The 14,891-nt window shown below is 62.5% G+C and carries 10 protein-coding genes; 7 read left to right on the forward strand and 3 right to left on the reverse strand.

Annotated features, from left to right (window positions below):
• Positions 1-13: 13 nt before the first annotated feature.
• The 4 genes from ABID58_RS10550 to ABID58_RS10565 all read left to right on the forward strand — a co-directional run bounded on the left by ABID58_RS10550 (position 14) and on the right by ABID58_RS10565 (position 7,001).
• Positions 14-403: a hypothetical protein gene (locus ABID58_RS10550; protein WP_354032591.1), complete on the forward strand. Its 390-nt coding sequence runs from the start codon at positions 14-16 to the stop codon at positions 401-403.
• A gap of 129 nt (positions 404-532) precedes the next feature.
• Complete coding sequence (locus ABID58_RS10555) at positions 533-1,831, forward strand: NHLP bacteriocin system secretion protein (RefSeq protein ID WP_354032592.1); 1,299 nt, start codon at positions 533-535, stop codon at positions 1,829-1,831.
• Entirely contained in the window at positions 1,828-4,074 is a 2,247-nt protein-coding gene (locus tag ABID58_RS10560) for a cysteine peptidase family C39 domain-containing protein (protein WP_354032593.1), read from the forward strand. The genes ABID58_RS10555 and ABID58_RS10560 overlap by 4 nt, the downstream gene beginning before the upstream one ends.
• On the forward strand, positions 4,071-7,001 hold the full coding sequence (locus tag ABID58_RS10565) for an NHLP bacteriocin export ABC transporter permease/ATPase subunit (protein WP_354032594.1): 2,931 nt from the start codon (positions 4,071-4,073) through the stop codon (positions 6,999-7,001). Before ABID58_RS10560 ends, ABID58_RS10565 begins: the two co-directional genes overlap by 4 nt.
• Positions 7,002-7,526: 525 nt before the next feature.
• Here ABID58_RS10565 and ABID58_RS10570 read toward each other — a convergent pair.
• From ABID58_RS10570 to ABID58_RS10580, 3 genes are all read right to left on the reverse strand, one after another.
• The gene (locus tag ABID58_RS10570) at positions 7,527-8,093 is read right to left on the reverse strand and encodes a type II toxin-antitoxin system VapC family toxin (protein ID WP_354032595.1); all 567 of its coding nucleotides are present in this window, start codon (positions 8,091-8,093) and stop codon (positions 7,527-7,529) included.
• Positions 8,094-8,468 (reverse strand): hypothetical protein, encoded by a 375-nt coding sequence (locus ABID58_RS10575; RefSeq protein WP_354032596.1) that lies wholly within the window; start codon positions 8,466-8,468, stop codon positions 8,094-8,096.
• Positions 8,469-9,069: 601 nt separating this feature from the next.
• Positions 9,070-9,363: a hypothetical protein gene (locus ABID58_RS10580; protein WP_354032597.1), complete on the reverse strand. Its 294-nt coding sequence runs from the start codon at positions 9,361-9,363 to the stop codon at positions 9,070-9,072.
• 673 nt (positions 9,364-10,036) lie between these two features.
• On the opposite strand from ABID58_RS10580, the gene ABID58_RS10585 reads away from it, so the two are divergent.
• The 3 genes from ABID58_RS10585 to ABID58_RS10595 all read left to right on the forward strand — a co-directional run bounded on the left by ABID58_RS10585 (position 10,037) and on the right by ABID58_RS10595 (position 14,880).
• Positions 10,037-11,623, forward strand: a complete 1,587-nt coding sequence (locus ABID58_RS10585; RefSeq protein ID WP_502916399.1) for a DUF1254 domain-containing protein — start codon at positions 10,037-10,039, stop codon at positions 11,621-11,623.
• 50 nt (positions 11,624-11,673) lie between these two features.
• A complete protein-coding gene (locus ABID58_RS10590; RefSeq protein WP_354032598.1) occupies positions 11,674-13,215 on the forward strand; it encodes a DUF1254 domain-containing protein in 1,542 nt (513 codons plus the stop codon).
• A gap of 81 nt (positions 13,216-13,296) precedes the next feature.
• Positions 13,297-14,880 carry a DUF1254 domain-containing protein gene (locus tag ABID58_RS10595; protein ID WP_502916400.1) on the forward strand — a complete coding sequence of 528 codons (1,584 nt, stop codon included), beginning with the start codon at positions 13,297-13,299 and terminating at the stop codon, positions 14,878-14,880.
• The last annotated feature ends 11 nt before the right edge of the window (positions 14,881-14,891 follow it).

Genomic DNA, 14,891 nt, shown 5'->3' on the forward strand with positions numbered 1-14,891 from the left:
ATTAGGAGTTCACGTGTCCGATCAGACCGAAGTGGCGGCGTCCGGCAAGGCAGCCGATCCCGCAGACCAAAAGGGGGCGGAGGCCTTGGGTACGGCGCTGGGCCTCTCCCTCCAGCAACTGGCCGCGGCCAACGACGCGCAGCAGATTGCCATCATGGCGATGACCGCGGTCCTGGCGCTGTCGCCGGGGACCGCCGCCATCGACACCGAAAAGCTCGGGGCGGTGCTGTCGATCCTGACCAAAGGCCAGCCCAATGGCGACGCCTACCGGGCGCGGATCGCCCAGTACATCTCACTCATGGTCAATATCGCGCGCAGGCTGCCTGCGGCGATGGACGAGGCGAAAAAAGCGGCCGCTCAGGCGCCCGCGGGCGCCACCGAGAGCGCGCGAAAGGACAACTGACGGCGTGGGTCAGGCAGCCGCCGCGGAATTCACCATCCGCGGCAAAAGGCTGAAGTGCCGCAAGGCCATTGGTGTAGATGTGGCAGGCCACCCGGTCAGGACGGGCGCGGCCAGGCGTAGCGAACGGGCATGGCGAACGAGGGCATTTTTCGCGAAGCGGCACTCGAGAGGTTGTCGGCGTCGGAGCGGCTCGACCAGGGGCTCCGTATTGTCGGACGTCCGACTTGGGTCGCGCTGCTGGCGCTGGCGGGTCTCGTGGTCGGCGGCCTGATCTGGAGCATCGTCCTGACGGTGCCGGTCACGGTGCCGGGCCAGGGCATTTTGCTATCGCCGGGCGGCTTGCTCGACGTCACCGCCGACAATCCCGGGCGTCTGTTGAGCTTCAGCGTGGCGGTCGGCGACAAGATCAAGGCCGGTACGGCGGTGGCCCGGCTCGATCAGCCGGAGATTCGCGAAGACCTGATCAACGCGGAAGCCGAATACCGCGACGCCGTCGGCGAACGCGACCAGATCGTGAAATTCCAGGAGCGCCGCGGGCCGACGCTTGCCGCCTCGATCGCGCAGCGCCGGCAGGGCTACAAGGACGATATCGCGTTTCTTGAAAAGCAGCTCGGCTGGCTCGACGATATCGCCAAGGGCGACGCCGTCCTGATGGACAAGCAGATCCTCACGCGCAAGAGCGCGCTCGAGACCCGCGTCGAGATCGGCAAGGCGGAGGCGCAACGCGCGCAGGCCCAGGACGGCATTCGCAACCTCGATTTCGAGGCCACCAAGGCGCAGACCGACGACGAGCGCGAACGCCTCAATGTCGAACTGAAGGTCGCGGCCGCCGAGCGCAAGATCCGCACGGTGCGCGAGAAGCTCGCCCGCCAAAGCGTGGTGCTGAGCCCGTACGACGGCACTGTCATCGAACTCAAGGTCAACCCGGGCGAAATCGTCGATCGCAACGCCGCTTTGTTCTCGCTGATTCCCGACAAGGTCGCCGAGGCATTGCCGAAGGCTGACAAAGACCCGATCGGGCCGCTCTATGCGGTTGTCTATGTGCCGTCGAACGACGGCAAGAAGGTCCGTCCCGGCATGAACGTGCGCCTGTCGCCCTCGACGGTGCGGCGGGAAGAGTTCGGCTTCATCGAAGGCCGCGTCCGTACCGTGGCGGAGGTGCCGGCGACCGCGGAAGGCATGTACCGCACGCTGAAGAACCGGCAGCTCGGACAGTCGCTCGCCAAGGACGGCGCCCCCTACGAAGTCGTGGTGGATCTGTTCGCCGCCAGGGACACGCCGAGCGGTTATCGCTGGTCGTCGTCGCGCGGCCCCGATCTCAGCATCAATGCCGGCACGACGGTCGGCAGCGACATCGAGACCATGTCGTTGCCGGTCCTGAGCCTGTTGATCCCGCCGCTGCGGCAGGTTCTGGGAAGCGGCTCGTGACTACACGGCCTGAACTCAAGACCCGGATCATCGACGCGGTGCGCACGACGCCACAGGTCGCATACTCCTTGCACGCGCTGCATGAGCTGCGCGACAGGGTTGCCGGCGGCTCCGCGCACGCCACGCCCACCATCCTGCAATACGAGGCGGCCGAGTGCGGCGTCGCGTGTCTCGCGATTCTGCTCGGCTATTACGGCCGATGGGTGCCGATCGAGGAGTTGCGCGAAGTCGCGGGCGTCAATCGCGACGGGACCAGTGCCAACAACCTGCTGCTCACCGCGGCGCGTTATGGCCTCGAGGGCCGCGGCTACACGGTCGCTCCCGGCGATCTGACCGGCGACGTTCTGCCCTGCATCGTGTTCTGGGAGTTCAACCACTTCGTCGTGGTGGAGCGTCGCACCAGCGAGAAGGTCTGGATCAACGATCCGGCGACCGGGCCGTGCGTGATCACCGCGCAAGATTTCGAGCGGGCCTTCACCGGGGTGATCCTCGCGCTCGAGCCAGGCGCGGATTTCGTGCCGGGCGGTGAAGCGCCAAACTTTGTGCGCAGCATTCGCCAGACCCTACCGGGCGTCAAGGCGCCGATCCTGGCCGCCGTACTCGGCGGCTTCCTGTTGGTGGTGCCGGGCCTGATGATCCCCGGCCTGCAGCGCGCGTTCGTCGACTATTACATGATCGCCGGATTGTCGCGCTGGCTGTGGTGGCTGGTCGGCGGCATCGCGGCGATCGCGCTGGCGAAGGGACTGCTGACCTTCCTGCAACAGCGCACGCTGGCGCGGTTCCAGGTCAAGCTCGGCGTCGACACCAGTGGCCGGGTGTTGTGGCACATCCTTCGCTTGCCGATGGCGTTCTTCGCCCAGCGCAACAGCGGCGAAATCACCAACCGCCTCATGGTCAGCGACCGCCTGACCGGCCTGCTTTCGGGCAGTCTCGCGGTCACGTTCATCGGCCTGCTGTCGATCGTGATCTACGCGGTCGTCATGCTGGCCTACAACGTGCCGCTGGCGCTGGTGGTGATCGCATTCGCGGCTCTCAACCTGGCGCTGCTGGTCTTGATGTCGCGCCGCTTGTCGGACGCCAACCGGCGGATGCTGCAGGACGAAGCCCGCATGCAATCCACCATGATTCACGGCTTCGCCAATCTAGATACCTACCGCGCCAGCGGCGCCGACAACCTGTTCTTCCGGCGCTGGGCCGGCGAGCACGCCAAAGTCGTCAGCGCCGAGCAGGCTATGGCGTTCTGGCAGCGGCTGCTAGCCGGCCTGCCAATCCTGCTCGGCACGATCGCCGGTGCCTGCATCGTGTTCATCGGCGGCATGGGCGTGATGCAAGGCACCGTCAGCATCGGCATGCTGGTGGCGTTCCAGGCGCTGATGGCCAATTTCAACGCGCCCGTCACCAGCGTGATGGGGTTGACCGCGCAATTGCAGCAGGCGCGGGGCCATATCGACCGGCTCGGCGATGTCGGCCGGCAGCGCGTCGATCCAATTCTCGAGGCCCCTGATGAGTCAGGCGTAATCCCGGCGCTGCATGGCGCCCTGGATATCCAGGGCCTGACCTTCGGCTACACGACGGTGACGGCGCCGTTCCTGCGCGACATTTCGTTGAAAGCGCCGGCCGGCGGTCGCGTCGCCATCACGGGCGCCACCGGCAGCGGCAAGTCCACGCTCGCCCGGCTGATGGTTGGCCTGATGACGCCGCGCGACGGCGTGATCCGGATCGATGGCATCGATCTCGCCCGGCTGTCGGCGCCGGTGTTGCGCTCGGCGGTGGCCTATGTGGACCAGACCACCACGCTGTTCGCAGGTACGGTGCGCGAAAACCTGACCATGTGGGATCTGACCATCAGCGAGGATCGCGTGGTGGCGGCGGCCCGGGACGCGATGGTGCACGAAATGATCGCGTCGCGTCCGATGGCCTACGAGACGCGCGTCGACGACAATGGCCGCAATTTCAGCGCGGGCGAACGTCAGCGCCTTGCCATCGCCCGGGCGCTCGCGGTCGATCCGGTGCTGATCGTGTTCGACGAAGCGATGAGTTCGCTGGATTCCATCGCCGAACAGGGAATTATCGACAACATCCGCCGCCGTGGCTGCACTTGCATCCTGATCTCGCACCGCATTTCGACCCTGCGCGATTGCGACGAAATCATCGTTCTGGACGAGGGCCGCATTGTCGAGCGCGGCCGCCACACCGCGCTGATGGCGGCGCATCGCCATTACCAGAAGCAGGTCGAGGCATGATGGCGACCCGCCCGCCCGTGCTGAGCCTGGCGTCGAGTGACGGAATGCTGGCCGCGCCGTTCGCGGCCGCGCCCAGCATCAATCTCGAGCCCGGCGAGGCGCTGGCGCTCAGCGAAACCCGGCAGGGCCACATCATCGCCGCCGGGCGGGTCGAGATCTATCTCACCGTGAAGAGCGGCGACGAGCCGTCGGGACGCATGTTCCTGTGCGAACTCGGCGGCGGCGAGTACATCGCGCCGATCGTGGTGGCGGACGATCTGCTGGTGACCGCGGTGGCGGTCGAGACCAGCGCGATCGCCGCCATCCGCACCGACACGCTGGCGATCCAGGCCAAAGGCTCCGAGCAGCAGCATAACGCGGTAGCCGCATCCATCGACGGGTGGCTTAGTCATCTGAGCGCCGCCGTGAGCCGCATGGTCGGCCCGGCGCCGCTCGACATCGTCACCTTCGCGCCCGGCGAACAGGAGAAGGCCGCCGGTGAAGCCGCGCTCATGACCCGTGGCGGCGTAGTCTGGTTGACGGCGCTGGGCGCCGATCTGTCGTGCTGTGGCGGCGTGCCGGTCGCCGGCATGAATAGCCGTCAGGTGGCGGCGGTGGCCGGCGGCATCTGGATCTCGCCGGCACGCTCCTGCGATGTTCATGCGGTCGGCACCGCCGATATCCTTCGCCTGTCGGAATGGCAGCGTCTGCTGGAGTTCACCCACGCCACTTTGTTCTCGCTGGTCCGGCGCGCGCACGACACCCGCCAGGACGCGTTGCGCCAGGCGGTCCAAGGCCGGATGGCACGCACCACCCGCACGGTGAATCGTGCCTTCACGCGGTTCGACGCGGTACTGGGCAAGGTCGCGCCGCAAGCGGCCGCCGAGCCTGTCGGCGACGAGCCGTTCGTCGCGCCGTTCGTCACCATTGCGAGCAAGCTCGGGCTCGATTTCACCAACCGGCAGCGCGAACAGCTGTCGCAGGCGCGCAATGTCGACGACGCGGCGCGCGCGGTGCGGTTGCGCAACCGGCAGGTGGTGCTGAGTGGCGACTGGTTGCAGCAGGATCTCGGCCCGCTGATCGGTTTCCTCGACGACACGCGGCGCCCGGTGACGCTGATCCCGACCGACGCGAAGCGCTGGGTGATGATCGAGGCGGAGCACGCCAGGCCGAAGCCGGTCGACGCGACGCTGGCGGCCCGGCTGGCGCCGCAGGCGCACATGCTCTATCCGCCGTTCCCGGATCGGCCGATCGGGTTTCGGCAATTCATCGGTTTCGGCTGGCTGCGCAACCGATGGGATGCGGCGCTCGCCGCCTCCATGGCGCTGGCCTCCGCGCTGCTCGGCCTCGCGACACCGTTGGCGATGCAGCTGGCGTTCGATCGCTTCATTCCAGGCCACGAGACGCTGTCGCTGTTCACCCTCGGCATGGGCCTCGTACTGGCCGCGTTCATCGCCGCCGGCTTTCGTTTCGTGTTTGACATCGCGAGCCTGCGGCTCGACGGGCGCGGGGCGGGCGCCTTGCAGGCCGCCTTCATGGACCGGCTTTTGCGGCTGCCCGACAGCGCGCTGCGCATGAGCCCCGGCAATATCGCAAGTCGCTTCGTCGCGGCGGATCAATTGCGCCGCGGCGCCTATTCGCTGATGCTCGGCTCGATTTCGGCGCTGTTCTTTTTCGTCAGCAACATCGGCCTGATGTTCTACTACTCGCCCGCGGCGGCGGGGGCGGCGATCGGGCTGTTCGCCCTGATCGCCGCGATTGCGGCGTTCTGCGGCTATCATCAGCTCGATGCGTTGACGCGCGGGGAGGAGATCCTCTCCGATATCTACGGCATCGTGTTCCAGCTCGTGCATGGCATCACGACCCTGCGCGCCACCGGATCCGAGCAGCGCGGCTTTGCGCGCTGGGCCATGGACTTCGCCGAACTGCGCTCCCGCATGTACCGGGCGCGGACCTTCGGCACCCTGTTCGAAACCGCGCTGGTGGCCTTCGAGCTGCTGGCGCTGGCGGTCATCCTGTTGATCCTGTCGCAGCTGTCGCGCGACGAACTTTCGACGGGCGCGTTCGTGTCCTTCATCGCCGCCTATGGCGCCTACATGGGCGCCTCGTTGCAACTGGCGCGCAGCGTCGTCGCCGCCTGGAATTCGCAACCCTCCTGGGGGCGTGTGGCGCCCTTGCTGCGCGCCGCGCCTGATGTCGCCGGATCGAAGCGCGATCCGGGCGTATTGACCGGCAACATCGATGTCACCAACGTCTATTTCCGTTACGGCCCCGATGCGCCGTTCGCGCTCCAGGGCATCTCGCTGTCACTGGCGCCGGGCGAGCACGTCGCGCTGGTCGGTCCCTCCGGCTCCGGCAAGTCGACCCTGATGCGGCTGCTGCTGGGGTTTGAGATGCCGGCGAGCGGCACCGTGCAATACGACCGACAGGATCTGCGCTATCTCGACATCGAAATGGTTCGGCGGCAGATCGGCGGCGTGTTGCAGAACACTGCGCTGTTTCCCGGCACGCTCTATGAGAACATCATGGGCACCCACGAGGGCACGCTCGACCAGGCCTGGGAGGCCGCGCGGCAGGCCAATGTCGACCAGGACATCCACGCCATGCCGATGGGCATGCACACCATCGTGACCGAAGCCGCGTCGGCGTTTTCCGGCGGCCAGATCCAGCGCTTTGTGCTCGCCCGCGCCCTAGTCGGCAAGCCGCGCATTCTGCTGCTCGACGAGGCCATGAGCGCCGTCGACAATTTGACGCAAGCCCGTCTGACCGACAGCCTGCACCGGTTGGCGGTGACGCGCCTCGTCATCGCGCACCGCCTCACCACGGTTAAGAGCGCCGACCGCATCGTCGTTCTCGACCGCGGCAAAGTGGTGCAAACCGGCCGTTACGACGAGCTGATGGCGGCCAAGGGCTTGTTCGCTGATATGGTCGCGCGGCAGCTCGTTTGAAATTCATCGCGGCTTCCAGCCTGTGGGACATCCGGCGGTTGCGCATGCAAATGATGTATCGTTGGCCAAGTTGGTGTGGTGACAACAAGGAATGGTGGCCCGGCAGGACTCGAACCGGCAACCAGACCGTTATGAGCGGTGGGGCTAGCGTTACCCTCGCATGGGGCAGGGCTCTTCTTCAGCGGTTCGGCCAAAAGGCATTTTCGCGCGCGAAAAGCACCAAAACTCGTTGCCCTCAGTCGTAACCCTTTGAAATCGCAGCGAATGCGAACGCCCTCCGAGCGCACCACCTGGGGCATAAGTCATTGATGCGAAAATATTTTCGCGATTTCTACTCCCACATTGTTACTCGCAGTGAACCTTTTCTTTGAGCTTTTCCGTCGGCTTCTCTCCGACGTGCTTCTAGTCTGGCGTTCGCTCTTGTCGTGGTCAGCGCTCATTGAACCAAAATCTCGCGAAGGAAAACCACAAGCAGCATACAAGGGGCAGCAGCGTAGCCCATCGTAGAGATAGGCGGGCGTACGTTCATTTCGAACGATAGAACAGCACGCGTCCGGTTGGTATGAGTTGGAGTAGAATATCATAGTCGCCGACATTTGCAGTCAGGACTACGAAGCCGAGCTTTTGCGCCTGAAGGAACAGTACGCAGTCCTGAAGCGCGCGCAACTTGCCGTCCTTTTCATATCCCTGGATGCGGCAGAGGATCCCCGATAGCAGCGCGGCTCGTCCCAGCACCTCTATGTCCGGCGCAAAGATCCGATGTGGTGGCATCGCTTTGATCTGCTTCCCGATTACATCGACGACAGGGGCGGTTCGCGCGTCGGACGGATTCAGCGCGCCGACCGTGTGCATCAACTCCTGGATCGCGACAGTCGAATGGTTGACTTGTCGCTGCGCGATCAGGTCGTCGAGGACCTGATGCGAACGATCTTGCATTTGATCGATATAGACGCAGGTATCGAGCAGTAGTCCCTGTCCGGCGATCGGACTGGCGCTGACGAATGGAAGTTCATCGTCGCTGCGCCGTGCCAGCGTGTTTTCCGGATCGAATCGCGCCCAACGTCGCGCCGCGTCAAAGTCGAATTCCGCCACTTAGAAACCGAGCTTCAACGTTGGATCGACCTTGCCCCGAGACTCCTTGAAAGCCTCTGCGAAATTATCCTCAAGTGCGACCGTCGCCAATGCAAACTCGATCAAGTCCGTATCCGCCTCGATGCCCGTCTGGCGCTTGGCCTGCCGGACCAGGGCGGGACTTACCCGGCCACCGATGCGGCTGTCTTTTTCGCCCAGAAGGCCAGATTGTTCCGCAGCCAGCATGACCGCTTTGAATCGCGCCTTGCTCACGACAAGCCCGCTGGTCGCAAGCTCGCGCTTAAAGGTCTTTATCAATCCAGAGCTGCCCTTGGATGCAGCTCTCCTCTGTTTCGCCCGGAGCAGTGTGCGCTTCTTCGCTGATGCCTTCGCCATGGAATTTCGCCGTGTGTTAGACAAAAATGGATTTTGTCTAACATAGCGCTTTGCTGCTCCATCTTCAAGGCGTCTGCCGGGGGGAAGCCTGGAGGGAAGGGTGTCGGACGCAGGAGACGCCCTCCGAGCGCACCAAAGGCGTAAGTAATTGACACGAAAAATGTTTTCGCGATTTCTCTGCTCCCACATTGTTACTCACAACGAATGTTAGTACTTTACCCGCGCAAATCTCCTGTTTGATCTCGCTCGTCTTGGTGCAGCGCTTAGTTGAACCAACGCCGCGCGAAGGAAAACCACCATTTGATCGCGAGAGGGCAGTGGCGTAGCCCAGCGTAGAAATCAGTGGGCTCGTGCTCATCCGTGAGCGCTACGCGGTTTGTGTCCCATCAAACGACATGTGGGCAGGGTGCGTCCGCACGTTGCCCGACTAGTAGGTCCTTGAGCACGCCTATTGCCGCATGCCGCAATCGCTCAATGACAGCCAAGTCTCGTATGACGGTTACGGCAATGAACGGTGCCGAGACGGGAAAATTGATTTGTCCCGTTGATCCGTTGCCGACGCCCTGGCCCTATGCGCGAGCGCTGATGCTACGCCGGAATTTCAGTTGAACTTGGCAGCGTCCAGCTCTGCGCTATCTCCGTGATTACGCTCAAGGAAGTTTCGGACGAGCGACGCAATTTCGTCGGTTGCTTCGTCGAGTGCGAAATGCCCGCTTCCAGAAGATGAACTTCCGCGTCCGGGGCGCGTGCCCGATTTTTGATCGCGCACCGTATAGCCGGGGAAATTGACATGGCTCCTCTGCAGAATTGAGATTGGAACGAGTTCGGAGCGAATGCGTTCGCAGGCTGCGGAACGTACGTTCACAGGTTGTGTAATGTCATGGAGAACAATCATGCGTCCAGCCACCTCAGTATTGGCTCTAAGCTTAGTCGCCGCTGGTCTAACCCTGCTGCCGGTTGAATCGGATGCACGTCCCCGTGGTCGGGCGGGCGGATTTCATGCAGGCGGTTTTCATGGAGGCGGAGTAAGACCCGGCTGGCACGGCGGTGGCACCCGATGGGCTGGAGGTCGGTACTACCGTGGAGGCTATTACGGCAGAGGCTGGGGAGCCCCCGTAGCCGCGGGCGTGGCAACTGGCGCTGCGCTCGGGGCAGCAGCTGCTTACGGGTCCTGCTATCAAACTCGGTCCGTGTGGAACGGCTATGCGTACGTTCAGCAGTCAGTCAGGGTCTGCTAGAAGCAGCAGCAAGCGCGCCGTCTCCGATCTTCAGTGAGGCAGGCTAGATCGGCCTTCGAATATCCGAGCGCCGGCATTCGAAGCAATTCATCGAGGTGTGTTGGGACGCGGTCTGATGACCTCGTCTGGGCCGGATGGTTGGTCCATGCCGCGTGGAATGTCAATCGGTGTGTCGGCAACGACGGCGGGTTCGTCTATTTTCGCTTCTATGCGCCGGAGCAGGCGTTCTTCGACAAAACGTTCAAGCTGGTTGATTTCGAGATGGTCGGATCGGAACCAACGGTCGGCTCGGGCTCGCGAGCGAAGTGACGCACGGCGGGACGCGCCCCCATGTCGATCACCGCGAGGCGCGTGACCTGCGCCTCGCTTCGCCAGCGAAGCATTTCCAAAAGCACGAGAGCCTCCAATCTGAACGCAAAGAGGAAAGACATGAGAAGCGGAAGCTCAATCCTGACGTCTGCCCTGTTGATCTCATCTCTGTATGGTGTCGTGCCGGCATTGGCGCAACAGGATCAAACAACCCCACCCCTGCTCAAACAGATCAACAACGGAAACTGGCTTCCGCAAAAGGAAGCGGAGACGCTGCGCGACGAGTTGTTTTACCAGCAAGCGGTTCATGCCTACATGACCATGCAGCCCGCGCTGAACGTCATCGGGATGCGCGACGGTTCGGAGGCGGCATTCGGAAAGGGCTACAACGTCCTGCCGATCTGGAAGGACCGCATGGACTCGCGTGCGTGGGTACCGACGCCCAACGCTGATGTCATCTACTCCATGAGCTATCTCGACCTCAAGGAGACCGGACCGCTCGTTATTGCCGCGCCGCCCAACGTAATCGGCATGTTCACCGACTTTTTCCAGCGCACGATCACCGATGTCGGTGCGATCGGGCCGGATCGTGCGCGTGGCGGGCTCTATCTCTTGCTACCTCCAGGTTATGACGGCGAGACACCGCAAGGCTATTTCGTGTTCAAATCGAAAACCTACAACGTCTTTCTGTTCTTTCGTACCGTCATGGCGAACGGCGACAACGGACCGGACCCGAAACCGGCTGTGGCACTTGCAGAAAGAACACGCGTCTATCCGCTGTGGGCTGCGGAGAAAGACGTCAAGCCGATGCAGTTTCCCAACGGAAGCGGCAAGCGCGTGAACATGATGTATCCGGTCGACAATACCTATTGGACCAAGCTCAAGACGTTCGTCGACTACGAACCGGACTCAGCCATCGATCCTGAATTGCGCGGTGTGCTGGCTTCGATCGGCATCATCAAGGGGCAGCCGTTCAATCCGACCAGGCAGCAACAAGAGCTGTTGCAAAAGGCGGTCGAGACGGCGCCCAAGATGATCCTTGCCATGCGGCAACTGGGCAGGCCAGACGGACGTCAGCTCTATTACAACGACAGAAAGTACGAAAACACCTGGGCCGGCGGGACGTCCGAATGGCTCCAGGACGGCTATCTCGACGTGAACCAGCGGGCAAGCTATTTTCAGTTCGCCTATTCGACGGCGTCCGCAATGGTGATGAGGACGCTGGGAGCCGGGTCGAAATATCCGTTCACCGCCCGCGACGCGAGCGGCGAGTTCCTCGACGGTTCGAACACCTACAAAATGCATCTGCCGCCCCATCCGCCGGCCGCGTTGTTCTGGGCGGTGACTGCTTACAACGTCACCGACGGGACCATGCCGGAAACGCCGCAACTGCTGCCGTCGATCAACGGATTCAACAAGGTCGCGACAAACAGCGATGGATCGATCGATATCTGGTTCGGCTCCACGAAGCCCGCCGGCGCTCCTGACTCGAACTGGATACAGACCGTCAGCGGCCGAAACTTCTTGGCCGCATTGCGCCTCTACGGCACCGGCGTCGAATTCTTCGATCAGAGCTGGAAGCCGGATGACGTGGTGAAGGTGAATTGATCTGCGCTCAATGAAGCTAATACAAGCGATCGGTCGGAAAGGAACGAGTAATGAAAACCACATCGGCAAATCAATCAGGGGCCACCCGGCGCGATACGATGAAGGGCGGTATTGTCGCGGCATCGCTCGCTGCTCTGAGCGCCAGAGCGGCTGTTCCCGCCGCGCTATCGACCGCCTCGGTCTTGGCTGTCACGGAGACCGCGCAGGCTCGACCCGCCTCCGGCGCGGCATCGCAGGTCACGGAGCCTGCGACCGGCATCACGATGCATCCAGGCTACGCCAGGACGATTGCGCAGATGGCCTACGTCTGGGGCTGGCCGATTGTGAACATGATGAACCGCAGGGCCATATTCGCACAGGCGCCGCATCCGGGCCACCTTAATGGCGTGGTCCCCGTAGCGCCGACTGGTCAAGTTGGAATGCTCTCCGATTACGTCGATCCTGCGGAGACCTTTGTTACATGCCCGAACCAGGACGTCGTCTATGGCCTTGGGTTCTTCTCACTCGACGATGAGCCGGTGGTCGCGCAGGTGCCCGATTTCGGCGATCGCTTCTGGGTTTATGCCATGTACGATGCGCGTACCGATCAGTTCGGCAATCTCGGCAAGCCTTATAACTCCAAGCCCGGCTTCTACCTGCTTGCCGGTCCGAGGTGGAGGGGCCTGAAGCCGTCCGGCATCACCGACGTCATTCGGTGTCCTACGTCGTTGGCCAATGCCATTCCGCGCATTTTCCAGGATGACACGCCCGAGGACAAAAAGGCAGTTCAGCCGGTCGTGAATCAGGTCGTCTTCTATCCGCTAAAGGATTTTACCGGCAAGATGAAGACCATCGAATGGAGCAAGGCCCCCAACATTCCTGGCCCGAAATCAACCGGGGAAGAAACGAAATGGGTGGTGCCGGAGAAGTTCTTCGATGAACTCGGTCAGGCGCTCGACACCGTTGATCCCTTGCCGGGGGAGCAGGCGATGTATCAACAGTTCCGTCTGCTGCTCGACGCGGCCGCCCAAGACCCGGAACTGAAGAAGCTGCTGGTAGCGATCGCCATCGACACGGACGAGAAGGTCATTCATCCGTTCTTCCAGTGGAAGTACAACGGACGACCGGCCGGCAACGGATGGAATCGCTCGACCAACAACGCGCAATGGGGCGTCGACTATTACAACCGGACCGGGACGGCCAGATCGAACATGTTCGACAACCGTCCGAACGAGACTCAGTATTTTTATACTGACCTGGATGGTGCGGGTGGAGAACTGACCGGCAGAGGCAATTACGAGATCACGTTCGCAAAGGGAGAGGAACCGCCGGTCAACGGATTCTGGTCGCTGACGCTCTACAACGACAAGCATTTGTTCCATCCGAACAATCTCAAGCGCTATTCGCTCGGCACCAAGAACAAGAACTTTAAACGCAACGCCGACGGCTCGCTCACGCTCTATGCGGGCGCGAAATCGCCGGGCGGGGATAAGGAGGCGAACTGGCTGCCGGCGCCCGACGGAAAATTCTCGCTCTACATCCGTGCTTATTGGGGCAAAGAGGGCATCCTCGACGGCTCATGGCAGCCGCCCGTCATTCGGAAAGTAACGTGACACTGATGAGGTAAGGCCGGCGCAAAACACATCGGCCACATCCGGCGAGTTGGCCGCTTCCCAATATGAAAGGGTCGTACAATGACGATCAAGCGATTCCGCACACGTATCCTGTCCTTTTCCGTCCTGCTGAGCGCAACTCTCGTCGCGACCGGCATGGCTTACGGCCAATCCAGCCGCTTCGACGCCTTGGCCAACCTGCCATTCGAACAGAACCGGCCGACGCCGGAGACGGCCAAGACGTTGATGCAGGAGCTTGAATTCCAGCAGGCCACGCAAGCGTACCTGTGGGCGATGCCGCTCATCAACACGCTCGGCATGAAATTCGGCTCCGAGAAGGTGTTCGGCGCCGGCTACAACATCCTTCCGGTCTGGAAGGAGCGGCTCGATCCGAAGACGTTGGTAACGACGCCGAACTCGGACGTGATTTACGCCATGAGCTATGTGGACATGGGCGAGACCGGGCCGATCGTGTTCGAGGCGCCACCCAATCTCCAGGGCATTCTGCTCGATTTCTGGCAGCGGCCGATCCCGGTCGACGGCGGCAAGTTCTTCGGCGACGTCGGATTGCCCGGACCGGACGCCGGCAAAGGCGGCAAGTTTCTCGTTCTGCCGCCAGGCTACAAGGGCGATGTGCCGAAGGGTTACTATGTCTACCGCTCCGGCACGAACAACCTCTTCATCTTCCTCCGCGCCTTCTACCAGGATCCGAAGGATCTTTCGCCCGCGGTGAAGCTGATGGAGCAGGCGAAGATCTATCCGCTGAATCTCCCCGAGGCCGAACGCAAGCCGATGAAGTTTCCGAACGCCTCGGGCGTCGCGGCAAACATGTTGCCGCCCTCCGATATTGCAGCCTTCGAACAAATCAAATGGCTGCTCGATCGCGAGGGTGAGAACCTGGCGGGTGAAGATGGTCTGGGCCTTCTCGCGAATATCGGCATCATCAAGGGCCGCCCGTTCGAGCCCGATGCCGACACGAAGGCGATCCTGAATGCGGCAGCGAAAACGGCTTACAAGACAAGCCGTGTAATCGGCAGAAAGACCGAGATCGGCGGCCGGGACCTCAAAATCTGGAAGGACCGCGGGTGGGTCAATCCGATCAACAATGTCAGTGAGCCGGGTTCCGAGAAGACACTGGATCTGTCGTGGCGCAACAAGAAGGCCGGCTTTACCGAAATCGAGCCTCGCGTCTGGATGTTCACCGACTACTACTCAATCAGTCCAGGAATGGTGTCGTTGTCGCCCGGCAAGGGCGCATTCTACGGGATCGCCTTCAACGACGCAGACGACAAGCCGCTGTCGGGTGATTCCTCGTACAAGGTGACGCTGCCGCCCAACGTTCCAGCCGCGCTGTTCTGGTCTCTCACCCTCTACGAAGCCGAAAACGCCTCAGGCCTGGCGACCGAAACACGGCGCTTCCCCTCGCTGGGATCGCGCGACAAGCCGGAGCAGAACGCCGACGGCACGACGGACCTCTACGTCGGCCCGAAGTCTCCCGCCGCGAAAGAAGCCAACTGGCTTGCCACCGCGCCGGGACGAGGATTCTTCGCCATCTTGCGGCTCTACGGCCCGGAAGAGCCGGCCGTGAACTATAGCTGGAAGCCTGGCGACTTCGAGAAGATCGGATCGGACAGCACGGCAGGTTCAGGCACGAAAGCGAAATGACGCACGGCGCG

Source organism: Bradyrhizobium sp. S3.2.6 (assembly GCF_040546885.1).
GTDB lineage: Bacteria > Pseudomonadota > Alphaproteobacteria > Rhizobiales > Xanthobacteraceae > Bradyrhizobium > Bradyrhizobium cytisi.

Excerpts from the sequence above, each read along its gene's own strand:
- ABID58_RS10590 (WP_354032598.1), top strand. The coding sequence starts at position 11,674 with ATGAAAACCACATCGGCAAATCAATCAGGGGCCACCCGGCGCGATACG.
- ABID58_RS10565 (WP_354032594.1), top strand. The coding sequence starts at position 4,071 with ATGATGGCGACCCGCCCGCCCGTGCTGAGCCTGGCGTCGAGTGACGGA.
- ABID58_RS10585 (WP_502916399.1), top strand. The coding sequence starts at position 10,037 with ATGTCGATCACCGCGAGGCGCGTGACCTGCGCCTCGCTTCGCCAGCGA.
- ABID58_RS10575 (WP_354032596.1), bottom strand. The coding sequence starts at position 8,468 with ATGGCGAAGGCATCAGCGAAGAAGCGCACACTGCTCCGGGCGAAACAG.
- ABID58_RS10555 (WP_354032592.1), top strand. The coding sequence starts at position 533 with ATGGCGAACGAGGGCATTTTTCGCGAAGCGGCACTCGAGAGGTTGTCG.
- ABID58_RS10580 (WP_354032597.1), bottom strand. The coding sequence starts at position 9,363 with ATGATTGTTCTCCATGACATTACACAACCTGTGAACGTACGTTCCGCA.
- ABID58_RS10595 (WP_502916400.1), top strand. The coding sequence starts at position 13,297 with ATGACGATCAAGCGATTCCGCACACGTATCCTGTCCTTTTCCGTCCTG.